Annotated in this window: 9 protein-coding genes; 4 read left to right on the forward strand and 5 right to left on the reverse strand. The window is 37.3% G+C overall.

The genetic code is table 11. The features are described 5' to 3' along the window. From CPT03_RS19120 to CPT03_RS19130, 3 genes are all read right to left on the reverse strand, one after another. The gene (locus tag CPT03_RS19120) at positions 1 to 1,812 is read right to left on the reverse strand and encodes a hypothetical protein (RefSeq protein ID WP_245869895.1); all 1,812 of its coding nucleotides are present in this window, start codon (positions 1,810 to 1,812) and stop codon (positions 1 to 3) included. A gap of 107 nt (positions 1,813 to 1,919) precedes the next feature. Next, positions 1,920 to 3,344 carry a S41 family peptidase gene (locus CPT03_RS19125; protein WP_099440328.1) on the reverse strand — a complete coding sequence of 475 codons (1,425 nt, stop codon included), beginning with the start codon at positions 3,342 to 3,344 and terminating at the stop codon, positions 1,920 to 1,922. Continuing rightward, positions 3,341 to 3,952 (reverse strand): hypothetical protein, encoded by a 612-nt coding sequence (locus tag CPT03_RS19130; RefSeq protein WP_099440329.1) that lies wholly within the window; start codon positions 3,950 to 3,952, stop codon positions 3,341 to 3,343. Before CPT03_RS19130 ends, CPT03_RS19125 begins: the two co-directional genes overlap by 4 nt. A 147-nt stretch (positions 3,953 to 4,099) precedes the next feature. Here CPT03_RS19130 and CPT03_RS19135 point away from each other — a divergent pair, with 147 nt between their 5' ends. From CPT03_RS19135 to CPT03_RS19150, 4 genes are read left to right on the forward strand one after another with little or no spacing between them, the layout of a single operon-like run. Further along, positions 4,100 to 7,498 (forward strand): ThuA domain-containing protein, encoded by a 3,399-nt coding sequence (locus CPT03_RS19135; protein WP_099440330.1) that lies wholly within the window; start codon positions 4,100 to 4,102, stop codon positions 7,496 to 7,498. Between the two features lie 8 nt (positions 7,499 to 7,506). Then, complete coding sequence (locus CPT03_RS19140; protein WP_099440331.1) at positions 7,507 to 8,412, forward strand: alpha/beta hydrolase; 906 nt, start codon at positions 7,507 to 7,509, stop codon at positions 8,410 to 8,412. 35 nt (positions 8,413 to 8,447) lie between these two features. Then, positions 8,448 to 9,008 carry a thiamine pyrophosphokinase gene (locus CPT03_RS19145; protein ID WP_099440332.1) on the forward strand — a complete coding sequence of 187 codons (561 nt, stop codon included), beginning with the start codon at positions 8,448 to 8,450 and terminating at the stop codon, positions 9,006 to 9,008. Between the two features lie 19 nt (positions 9,009 to 9,027). Next, the gene (locus CPT03_RS19150; protein WP_099440333.1) at positions 9,028 to 9,522 is read left to right on the forward strand and encodes a GNAT family N-acetyltransferase; all 495 of its coding nucleotides are present in this window, start codon (positions 9,028 to 9,030) and stop codon (positions 9,520 to 9,522) included. Here CPT03_RS19150 and CPT03_RS19155 read toward each other — a convergent pair. Together CPT03_RS19155 and CPT03_RS19160 are read right to left on the reverse strand one after the other, a co-directional pair. Then, positions 9,519 to 10,832, reverse strand: a complete 1,314-nt coding sequence (locus tag CPT03_RS19155) for a M20/M25/M40 family metallo-hydrolase (RefSeq protein WP_099440334.1) — start codon at positions 10,830 to 10,832, stop codon at positions 9,519 to 9,521. The genes CPT03_RS19150 and CPT03_RS19155 overlap by 4 nt on opposite strands. 5 nt (positions 10,833 to 10,837) lie before the next feature. Continuing rightward, on the reverse strand, positions 10,838 to 11,923 hold the full coding sequence (locus CPT03_RS19160) for a DUF4407 domain-containing protein (RefSeq protein WP_099440335.1): 1,086 nt from the start codon (positions 11,921 to 11,923) through the stop codon (positions 10,838 to 10,840). Positions 11,924 to 12,024: the final 101 nt, after the last annotated feature.

Raw genomic sequence — 12,024 nt, forward strand, 5'->3', positions numbered from 1 at the left:
TTACATTGGTTGAAAGGCCTTCCCATCTATCTGATTGTTACTAATATCTGTGCCAGTTACGCGTTCAAGAAGGATACGTTTAGTGTTACTATGGAATGCCGGATATTCCTTGTTTGTTTTAATCTGATTGCTTTTAAATATCAGCCCGTCTACAGATTTTGCATATAGAATGGGTTTATCGAATGTTTCAAATTGGTTGTCCAGTATCCTGATACCTGAATGGAAATAATTTTTTTGACCTGCAAGATCTGGGATTTCTGGATATATAGAAATCACTGCACTGGTAAATTGGTACATACTTGTCAGGGCATTTATAAACTTGTTGTTGCGGATGGTAATGTCTCGGCACGATCCAGTTTCATACCAGCCATTGCTATCGCCGCATAGCAATATTGCACAGCCAGAAGTATGATCAAATAAATTATTGGCTACTAATGTTGGTTTTGGTGTACTGAACAATGCACCTCTAGCCCTGTTGTTGCGGATGGTGTTGCCCGTAAAAATCACGGATGGTGTCCATGATAGGTTTTCAATTCCAATGTCTGTTTTTGAAGGATCAACCTCAGGGTTCAGTGCTTTTGCAAATTCAATTCTGAATTCCTTAATTGGATCATTGCTGTTCGATTTTATAGGCGTAATGGACACAATGGTATTTTTTGCATCCCAAAGATCCATTGTTTTCGATTTTATAAATTGCACCGTGTCCTGAATGTTTCCCCAATCGAAACCATAAGATTGCTCGTGCATATATTTACCGATCACGGTACGATCATCTAGTTTTTTTATCATTTTAAGATAAGTTCCATGGATATTGATTGCATCATCCATCATCCCTTCATACAATCCATTTTTCGACACAATTTCTCCTTTACAGCCAGAGAAATGTGTCGCGTCGGCTTGGGTAGTAAAATATCGTGGATCGTTTTTGCCTCGCAAACAAACACCAAAGCCATCCATGTAGATGTTTTCTGTTAGCTGTGCCAGCAGTCCCATTCCTTCTGCGTAATGTACCTTTACATTTTCGAAGCGGATATTCTTGCCTTTGTGCACAAAAATACCTGGAGCAGGTCTATGCCAGCTTCTCATAGCAATCACAGTTCCGGGAATCAGCTTTTTATTTTTCCAATGATGTGCTATGATTTTTCCAGCTGAAAGTTCGCTAACACCTTTTGTCCCAACCCTGATATCTCCGCTGTTAAATATGATGTGTTTAGTAGCATTTTCAAACGCAATACCAGAGGTTGGTTGCATTTCCCAGCCTTCTCCGGTGTTGTAAAAGGTACTGTCTTTTATCTTATATTTTACCCATGGTGCAGTTTCAAATACGATACTACCGGAAATTGTGTCATTTGAGATTATCTTTACCTGGGCAATTTGAGGCCTTTCAAAGTCAATATTCAAGTCCTGTATTTTCACATTGCTGCTTTCAATTAACGCCAATGGAAGCATACGTCCATGAAACATCAAATCAGTGCCTTTACCTTTTAAGGTAACGTTGTTAAAATGCTCTATTTCTATACCTACAGTTTTTGGGTTGTCCTGATCATGATTGGAGATGTAATATGTTCGCTTCAGCGCTCCTTCGGGATAAAAATCATATCTTCCTTTTTCGAATTGAATAACAACCCCCTCCATTGCAGAAGTTTTACCCTTGATCTTTTCGAGGACTGAGGTAAGTAGTGGAGTAATATTTTGTCCGGTATTGGGTTTTATTCCGTAGTCTGTTAACTTGTAAGTCTTTGTACTGTTTTGGGCAGTTAATGAGAAATTTATACTGATGGTTAATAAAACCAATGAGATGATATTTTTCAAGGCGCTTGGATTAATATGTATTAGGAAAGCCTAAAAGTACATTTTCTAAATTATATTCCCTCTTCAATCGCCGTGTATATTCAGTTGGCTGTACTCGTACCTCCAATTTATAACCTTTTAAGATCTTTGATGATGTATTCAACCCATTGATTTCCCTGCATGTTGAGTTTAACATCAGGAGTGAAGCCGTTTTCATCGATCGGATTTTTATCAGTCCAACTCGATTTTGAAATAGGCATCATCAGAATAAGGCCCTTGCATGGAAGTGGTGTTGTTGAGGTAGGGCCTTCATAATCCATCATTCCCACACTATTTGCACCATAACGTGTAGTTTTTTTGCTTTGTTTCATTAATTGAAAAAAGTATTCTGTTGAGCTTCCACAAAGGTCATCGGTAATTAAGGCTACCTTGGCAGGGCTACTTAAAACGGAGTCTACAGGAATAGTTAAACCTGGAATTTCATAGAAGGTATCTTTGGTCGTTGGGAGCTCGTCGTAAATTTTTTTAAGCCGTGCTACATATTCATCAGGAAAGTATTTTTTTGCATCTTCTGGCATAGGGTTTTTGACAAAGGCTTCAAGCTCTGATCTTTTGAGCTGAACATTATCTTTTGAAATGCGCAGTAATGGATTGTCTTGTTTAATTGGGTTGGTTATTACATAGGGTAAAAGAAAACTCCAGCCAGAATTGCCTCCTCCATTTCCACGAAGATCTATGATGAGGTATTTACTATTTCTAATAGCCTTGTCGTTTGTTGCAACTAGTTTTTCAATCTTGTTATCGTTGTTAAAAAAGGTTGGAATTTTGATGTAGCTGGTTTCTTTATCCAGCTGTTTAAAGTCCAGTCCGTTGTTATTATTTTTCCAGGTATTTAGCTCCCTTTTTTCTTCTGCGGTCATTTCTCTTGGAAAAGTCCTTCCAAAAAGGGCAAAATTCCATAATTGCAGAAGGTCCCCTCTTTGTTTGGCATAAAAATCTATGCTATTAAAAACATTGTACTGTTTAAGTAAATAGCCTTTTTTGTGAGGTTTTAAACTAAAGTAGACTAATCCTTTTTGTAGCTTTTCGTCTTTGGCTTTAAGAATAATAGCCTTGTATTCATTTCCTGGGAATTTTTTAATTCCCAGGGTAATTGAGCTGTCCGGATTTGTCCATATGCCTTCAATATCTTTAGAAGGTTTCTGGGTCTTAAAATAAGATTCATCCAGGTTTACGATCTCGTTATCACTGTCATCTTTATTCAGATAGGTTAATGAAAAATGCTTGTCCTTAAAAAATCTTATGTAGTCCTTTACGATGTTGAAACAGTTTTTCTCATTGTTTTCTTTGTCTGCCTTTGTGCGAAGATTGTTTATCAAAGTTTCGTAAGCCGCTTTGGTTGTAGTTGTTACCTTAGTTGGAAACCCGGCATAATTGGCTTCTGTTTTAGTAATTGCTTCATTTAAGTTTTCCAGGCAGTTGCAAGATGGTTGTTGTGCTAATAGTAAATACGGAAAGACAAGAGTAATAAGGAAAGCAAATAGTTTTTTCATTTTAGTTGATCAAGCTTTAGGCTTTTAAGGAATGTTTCTAATTCTTGCAGGGTATATTGAGTGCCGTCAAGATTTACTGAATATCTGTCTTTGTATAGGAATTTTATAGATGAGCTAATTGAGTTTTCGGATTTCGTTTCTTCTGTTATGGAACGAATGCCATTAACATCTACGTTTTTAGAGACAGTTCCGTTAGATTCTGATTCTCTGTCCATGCTTAATGTCATGGCCATTAAAGAAATAATAGCGCTTCCTGATTCCCCTGCACCATCAATGATGCCAACTTTTACATATTTTGCATCATCACCATATTCGGCTTCAATAGTACTCATGCCCGCTACAGCATAACCTCCGGCACTAAAACTTTTTCTTTTCAATCCGTCCAGTGTTTCTGGAACAGCGGCTTTTAATTCATCATTGGTTAATGGAGTAAGCTTTTTTAGCTTTGCAGACAATTCTTCCATTTTATCGGCGGAATTGGCCATTTTATTCAGGTTACTAACTTTGTCGATGACACTGCCGGAACCTGAATCACCTTCTTCTTTTTTTTGATTACCACAAGAGAGCATTAAAAATGCCATGCCTGCTACAAGAGTTTTTTTTAGCATAGGATTATATTTAAATGTTTCCTAATGTAATGAATATATCAGAATTAGTGTGTTAAATTTTCATGTAATTATTTATCTGTCAGTATATTTAATGCGTATGTTTCTCCTTTTCATAATAATTGCTAAGTTTACTTTACAAATATTTTTATGCTTAAAACTAAATACTTTAATACCTGTCTTGCTGTGTTTTCAACAGTTTGTTTGTCTGTTATATTTTACGCCTGTAAAACTGTAGGGTCTAAAACCACTGCTACTACAGTTTCTACTGTTGCTATACCTGCAAAACCTGCCCGTGTTCTGGTGTTTTCTAAAACCAAGGGCTTTTATCACACCTCTATACCTGCAGGTATTGCTGCAATACAAAAGCTGGGAAAAGAGAATAACTTTATTGTAGACACCACAAAGAACTCAGCATATTTTGTTCAGGATAGTTTAAAAAATTATAGTGCTGTAATCTTTTTAAGCACTACAATGAATGTTTTAAATGCAGATGAACAGGTAGCTTTTGAGCGATATATTCAATCTGGTGGCGGTTATGCCGGTGTTCATGCTGCGGCAGATACCGAATACGATTGGCCATGGTATAATAAACTTGTTGGAGCATACTTTAAAAGCCATCCGGGTAATCCTAATGTGCGTAAGGCAACCATCGATGTTATTGATACAACTCATATATCTACAAAAGGTCTTCCTAAAAGATGGGAGCGTACGGACGAGTGGTATAATTACAAGAGCATACAAGGCGATATAAAAGTTGTAGCCAAGCTGGATGAGGATACTTATGAAGGTGGTGAAAACGGAGAGCATCATCCTATTGCCTGGTATCATGAATATGATGGTGGCAGAGCTTTTTATACTGGTGGTGGGCATACCGATGAAAGTTTTAGTGAGCCTTTATTTTTAACGCACTTGCTAGGTGGCATTAAATATGCAATTGGTAATAATGTAACGCTGGATTATTCAAAAGCATATGCTGTTAAAAAACCAGAGGATAACCGTTTTACTAAAACAGTTCTATCTAATGATTTAAATGAGCCTATGGAATTATCTGTAGCTCCTGACGGCAGGGTGTTTTTTATTGAGCGTGCCGGTAATTTTTATGTTTACAATCCCTTAGATGGTAAAACATCATTGGTTTACAAATTCCCTGTGAAGGCTGTAGATAAATACCTTAATGGTTTGTTGGGGATGACTATTGATCCTGATTTTGCAACAAACAACTATTTGTATTTCTTTTACACTGCTTCCACAGGGGATAAATACAAACAACATATTTCGCGCTTTAAAATTAGCCAGGAAAATGAGCTTGATCTTAAATCTGAGCAGATTCTGATTGAAATTCCAATTGATCTTGAAGTAAGTGCGCATACAGGTGGTTCTTTAGCCTGGGATAAATACAAGAATCTGTACATATCAACTGGTGATAATACTGTTCCTTTTGAATCTGATGGCTTTGCTCCAATAGATAAAAGAGATAACCGCTTAACTTTTGATGCAGAAAGATCGGCTGGTAATACAAATGATCTTCGCGGTAAAATTTTACGTATCCATCCTGAAGCCGATGGAAGCTATACTATTCCTGAGGGCAATTTGTTTGCTAAAGGGACTCCAAAAACACGGCCTGAAATTTATGTAATGGGCTGTCGTAACCCATATAGGATGTCGGTAGATCCGGAAACCTCTATTGTATACTGGGGAGAGGTTGGACCGGATTCTGGTTCAGATGGTTTACAAGGTCCACGTGGGTATGATGAATTTAATCAGGCAAAAAAAGCCGGTAATTTTGGCTGGCCATATTTTGTTGGAGATAATAAAGCTTATAAAGAGTATGATTTTGCAACCAAAAAGGTTGGAGATTTCTTTGATGTAAATGGACCTGCAAATAACTCTCCGAACAATACAGGAACGCAAATATTGCCTCCGGCACAGAAAGCTATGGTTTGGTATCCTTATAACATGTCAAAAGAGTTTCCTGCTTTGGGTCAGGGAGGAAGATGTGCTATGGGAGGGCCTGTATATCATTATAATGCTGCACTTAAATCAGACACTAAGTTTCCGGCATATTATGATAAGGCACTTTTTATGTATGATTGGATGAGGAATTGGGTGTTTGCGGTTCGACTGGATGAGAATCAAAATTATGTACGCATGGAGCCTTTTATGGAAACTAATGGCGATTTTAGGCGCCCTATTGACATAGAGGTAGGACCGGAAGGTTCGTTTTATATGTTAGAGTATGGATCGGTATATGGTATAGATAATGTTGATGCCCGCTTGGTTCGTATCGATTATAATGGCGGAAACCGTGCTCCTGTTGCTAAAATTGAAACAAAAGATACAATAGGAGTTGCGCCATATAAAGTTGCTTTTACCTCAAAAAGCTATGATAATGACGATGATGATAAGTTATCGTACGAATGGAGCTTTGAAGGAAATAAGGTGGCATCAACTTATCAAAATGTTATCTATACTTTTCAAAAGAATGGGATATATAATGCCATTTTAAAAGTAACTGATGCTGCTGGGAAAAGCAGCCTTGATACAGTTGTGATTAAGGTGGGTAACACCATGCCTCAGGTAGCAATAAATACCACAAGTAATACTTCTTTCTTCTTCCCTAAAGCAAGTGCTTTTAATTACAAGGTTGATGTGAAAGACAATGAGGATAAAGTTATAGATGCAAAAAAAGTAAAGGTAAACCTTGATTTTATTGCCAAGGTTGAGAGTACTCAGGCTTTGGTTGGCCATCAGGAGATTTCACCAAGCTATAATTTTGGTAAATCATTAGTTGCTAAAAGTGATTGTAAAGCTTGCCATCAGATAAATGGCAAATCAGTAGGGCCTTCATTTATGCAGGTTGCAAAGCGATATTCTGGTAACAAGGATGCAGTAGGGCGTTTAGCTAAGAAGATTATTGTAGGTGGCGGAGGTGTTTGGGGAGAGCACGCGATGAGTGCGCATCCACAGATTTCTAATGATGATGCAACTGAGATTGTTAAATATATTTTAAGTTTAAATGCTAAAAAAGAGAGTGCCGCATTGCCACAGCAAGGGACTATAATGTTAAAACAGCATTTGGGTAATAAGGATCAGGGCAGGTATATTTTCTCTGCTTCGTATACAGATAAGGGCGGGGCAATAACTCCATTAACAAAAAAGGAAACGATTGTACTGCGCCCGGCTAAAGTACAGGCAGAGGATGCAGATGTTTTTAATAACGTTGATAAAGGCGACAGTTATGTTGGCAGTATTCACAACAAATCGTACATCGCATTTAAAAATATTGATCTTAAAAATATTAATAAACTCACTTATTATTATGCTTCCGCAAATCACAGCGGAACCATAGAGGTGCACATTGATTCGCCAAAAGGTGAGGTAATTAGTACAGTTAATTTTAGTTCAACGGGTAATTGGGAGAAGTATACTGAGTTAAGCGCTTCTATAAAAAATCCTGGAGGTAAGCATGATCTGTATTTTGTATTCATTAAGAGTACTCCTCCAAATCGCGATTTGATAAGTGTAGACTGGATCAATTTTGAATAGCTGATCTTATGGTAAAGTATATTGTGCTTTTATCACTGTTATTTTTGGTTCCACACTGTAGGGCACAGCAGGTGATATCATTATATCAGGATAATGTACCCAACTCAAGGTCTGTAACCAACAAAGAAGAACGTGTAGCTAACCCAGATGTAGATAGCCTTACCTCTAACGTGTCTGTGCCCACTATTTCCGTTTATTTGCCACCAAAGAGTTTAGCAAATGGAACAGCAGTTATCATTTGTCCGGGTGGGGGTTACCATGTGTTGCTTACAAAAAGAGAGGGCAGTGATGCTGCCAAAGCGTTTGCTAAAATGGGGGTAACTGCATTTGTATTAAAGTATAGGCTGCCTAGCGACCAAACTATGGTTGATAAATCGATTGGCCCCTTGCAAGATGCGCAACAGGCTATTAAGATAGTTCGACAGCGGGCTAAAGAATGGGGTGTTGATCCGAAAAAAATAGGTATTCTGGGTTTTTCGGCAGGGGGGCATCTTGCAGCAACCGCTGGAACACATTTTAATAGGCCTGTTATAGAAAATTTACAAGGAACTAGTCTTAGGCCAGATTTTATGATGCTTATAAACCCGGTAATATCTTTTACCAACGAGATTGGCCATATTAGTTCCAGAAATAATCTTCTTGGACCTTCTCCAACAGAAGAAAAGATAAAACTTTTTTCTAACGAGTTACAGGTAACTCCAGAAACCCCTCCAACTATTTTAATTCATTCAGATGCTGATCAGGTTGTGCCAGTGTCTAATAGTGTGGAGTTTTATAGGGCCCTTAAGCAAAATAAGGTTTCTGGAGAATTGCATATTTATGCCAAAGGAGAGCATGGGTTTTTAACTGCCCCATCTTTTGATGAATGGTTTGGGCGGTGTATTTTCTGGATGAAAAGCATGTCTTTGATCTGAAACTTAAATAAAAAAAATATTAGGATATTTGCTGTATGTCATCACATCATATCATTAGGGAGAAACAAGAGCCGGCACTATATATTCATCATTTAGGGTCTTTTAATGAAGAATATTTAGGTCAGCTGCTTGAATGGAGTCCAACTTTAATAGTTAGCGCTGCGGTTTATGAAAAGGCTATCAGCCTTGGCTTAAAGGTGGATGTTGTAGTCAGTTCAAATGATCAGGATTTTCAGGAGAATACCAGGGTAATCCATGCAAAGTCAGCAGAGTTGGATGCTGTTTTAGATTACTTGATTTCGGAAAAATATTCAGCCGTAAATGTTATTAATTCGAAAAGCGAACTCAGAGAGTTGGGTAGTTATATTGAGGAAATAAATATTGTTGTATTTACAGAAACTGAAAAGTCGTATGCTATTAAATCAGGCTTTAAGGTATGGAAGCCTAAAGGCACTATTTTTAATATTGAGGTAGTCTCTTATTTTGAAACGAGCAATTTAAAGCAAACCGAAGATAATTCTTTCGAGGTAATAAACGATGGGTTTGTTGAGTTCATATTCAATGTGCCATATCTTTTTATTGGTGAGGTGTTGTAATTAGTTAACACGCTTGTATATGATAATTTTAAGAAAAGCAAAGGAAGAGGATATTGCTACCATTCAGGATCTTGCTGATAGAACATGGCGAATTACTTATGCTGAATACCTATCAGCAGAGCAGATTGATTATATGTTAGAGAAAATGTATAACCGTGGAGAGTTGCTTTCGCAATTGGAAAAGGGACATACTTTTTTGATTGCTGAAGAAGATAATGAAGATCTTGGTTTTGCAGGTTTTTCAATTATACAGCCCGAAACTCATGCCTATAAATTACATAAACTGTATGTTTTGCCGCAAACACATGGAAAGGGCGTAGGCAAGCTGTTAATAAATGAAGTTTTTAACCTGGTTAAAAAAGCAGGAGCTAAATCTCTTCAGTTAAATGTTAACAAGAACAATAAGGCAAAGGATTTTTATGAAAAGGCAGGGTTTATAATAAAAGAAACCGTTGTCCTTGATATTGGCAACGGTTTCGTTATGGATGACTTTGTGATGGAGAAAACCATCTAATTATTTTCTAGTTTTGGAATTCTTGTTGGTGTATCAATACCTTTTATAATACTTATTGCACTCTTGGCAATACCCTTAATAGTAGACAATATATTGTCTGAATCAAGAGTGTTGTACTCATCTTTTACGGTATGATAAAACTTATCAGTATCGATCTGATCTGTACTGATAGTATGCGCAGGTACGCCAAGGGCTGCTAATGTTGCATTGTCACTTCTATAGAAAAGGTTTTGCTGTGGATAAGGATCAGGATGGAAAGTAAACTCTGTTCCTTTTAAGTTTTTCTGTAAGATCTGGCCAAAATCTGATTTATCAAAGCCTGTTATAAAGGCCGTATTTTTACCAAACTTACTGTCCTTGCCAATCATCTCTATATTAAACATTGCTACAACATCATCCGGATTTAGTTTTTCCGAGAAATGCCTGGCCCCGAAACCTCCAATTTCTTCTGCGGTAAAAGCAACAAATATTAAGGTGCGTTCATTGTTGTTTAATTTTTTATAATATTTGGCTAAAGCGATCATTGCAGTTGTGCCCGATGCATCATCGTCTGCCCCGTTTGCAATGCTGTCTTGTCCATCAGCTTTAATAATACCCAGATGATCATAATGCCCAGAAAAGATTACCAATTCCTTAGCTTTTGATTTTCCGGGGATCATTCCTGCCACATTAAATAATGGCATTTTTGCGAAAGAGTTTTTCAGGATAACCTTAAAGTTGCTTTTAACGGTGTCTTTATCAAGCACAAAAACAAGCGCAGCTGACTTGGTATTTATATCTTTTTCGTCCATTATACTACCTTTATCAAGATACCCTTTGATTCTGTTAAAGGCATCTGCAAATTTTGCATCAACTAATATCAATTGTTTCTTTCCGCTTCTGCTGATTTGTCTGAACTGATCTATAAAAGCCTTTGATGGGTCAAGCTTAATCCACCCGTCACTATTTGTATTGTCAAAAGTTAGGTTTTCAGAGGTGTTGCCATATACAAGAACGTTTGCTGGCTCAATGGCAGACCCATCAATTGTAACTGAAGGGGTTTCAGGCTTCAATTGATATTTAAAAAATGACTGGCGGTATCCGGTCTCTCCTGTAAGGGGCTTTAGTCCAATGCTTTTAAATTCAGATTCTATAAAGGTTGCAGCCTTGTCTATGCCAGGAGTAAACGTTCCTCTACCCTGCATATCGTCGCTGCTAAGGGTTTTGATTAGCCGATCGACATAATCTTTTGTGATTATTTTGTTAATGTCTTGTGCCTTTGTCTGTTGGGCAACAAGAAGTGCAAAAAAGAAGTAAAGAACTTTTCTCATATATGTTAGTTAGAATTCAATGCATTTTTTCTTCTGTTTATCTCTGTTGAAACACGCGTGTCGTGAACACCATCAATTACAGTTATTTCATAATCTTTGTCTTTATCAGATTCATACATCTGTGCAGTTTCTATGTTTTCTACAGATCTGTCGTATGGGCCTCTGCTGCTCATCAATTTAACAAAAACAGGTAAGCATTCAAAGAAAATAAATAACAAGCCAATAAATGTTATAGCCAGTGCAGTATTTACATCTTTTTTACCATTAGAGTTAATACTTAACTGTCCCAGTGCAGAATTCCTGTCAGCAAAGCCAGCTATACTTGTTAGGCTGTCAAGCTGTTTACTGGTGTATAATTTCTCACTCATCAGGCCATCAAATTGCTTCCTGCCATCTACAAAATCTTCAAGTTTTCGTACTCCGGCTGATAGTGTGTCGAGATCTTGTTCCCGTTGCTTCAATTCTCCTTCTTTTCTTTTGGCGTAAGGCCCATAACCCATGATACCGGATGTTTCTGTGGTTTTGTTCCCGAAAATTTCAAAGTTTAGCTTTTGCCTATCTGTCTTTATTCCGCTTTCCAAAGAGTCGCGTTGGGCCTTTGTTTCTTTAAGCTTAGCAAGTTCAATTTTATATTTATTGTTAAATGCGACATTTAACGTGTCAATTTTAGCGCGTTGATTGTTTAAATAAGTAACCTTTAATTTTTCTTTGATCTCTTTGTCGAATATTTTTAATTCCAGCGGACGTGAGATTACAATCCCTATCATGATGGCCAGTAAAATACGCGGAGTTGCCTGCAGCAACTGCTTACCGGTAGAAGCACTTTTATTGATGCTGGAAACGATATAACGATCCATATTAAAAATGGCGAGACCCCATATTAAGCCGAAAAGGAAGGCAAATGGGAGTGCTGTTGAATCCCCTTTAAAAACAAAATACATGGCATAACCACCAGAAAGCGCAGCAAACAATCCGGTAAAGAAAATGGTGGCTCCAATGCCAAGATATTTATTGTGCTCAGTAGGATGTTTTTCTAGGGTAGGGATATGTACTCCTGAACAAAACCAAAAGAAACGTGAAATTGAATTCATGACATTTAAACCAAAATTAGCAAAGACTTACTATTAAACGCCTGACATACTTAGTTGTTACAGTTATTCACTTTTTTGTAATGTTTCTTTCTCCAATTATA

Source organism: Pedobacter ginsengisoli, assembly GCF_002736205.1.
Lineage (GTDB): Bacteria > Bacteroidota > Bacteroidia > Sphingobacteriales > Sphingobacteriaceae > Pedobacter > Pedobacter ginsengisoli_A.

What these genes read in the sequence shown, in the direction of transcription:
- CPT03_RS19125 (WP_099440328.1), bottom strand. Translation starts at nt 3,344, where the DNA reads ATGAAAAAACTATTTGCTTTCCTTATTACTCTTGTCTTTCCGTATTTA.
- CPT03_RS19130 (WP_099440329.1), bottom strand. Translation starts at nt 3,952, where the DNA reads ATGCTAAAAAAAACTCTTGTAGCAGGCATGGCATTTTTAATGCTCTCT.
- CPT03_RS19135 (WP_099440330.1), top strand. Translation starts at nt 4,100, where the DNA reads ATGCTTAAAACTAAATACTTTAATACCTGTCTTGCTGTGTTTTCAACA.
- CPT03_RS19140 (WP_099440331.1), top strand. Translation starts at nt 7,507, where the DNA reads ATGGTAAAGTATATTGTGCTTTTATCACTGTTATTTTTGGTTCCACAC.
- CPT03_RS19145 (WP_099440332.1), top strand. Translation starts at nt 8,448, where the DNA reads ATGTCATCACATCATATCATTAGGGAGAAACAAGAGCCGGCACTATAT.
- CPT03_RS19150 (WP_099440333.1), top strand. Translation starts at nt 9,028, where the DNA reads ATGATAATTTTAAGAAAAGCAAAGGAAGAGGATATTGCTACCATTCAG.
- CPT03_RS19155 (WP_099440334.1), bottom strand. Translation starts at nt 10,832, where the DNA reads ATGAGAAAAGTTCTTTACTTCTTTTTTGCACTTCTTGTTGCCCAACAG.
- CPT03_RS19160 (WP_099440335.1), bottom strand. Translation starts at nt 11,923, where the DNA reads ATGAATTCAATTTCACGTTTCTTTTGGTTTTGTTCAGGAGTACATATC.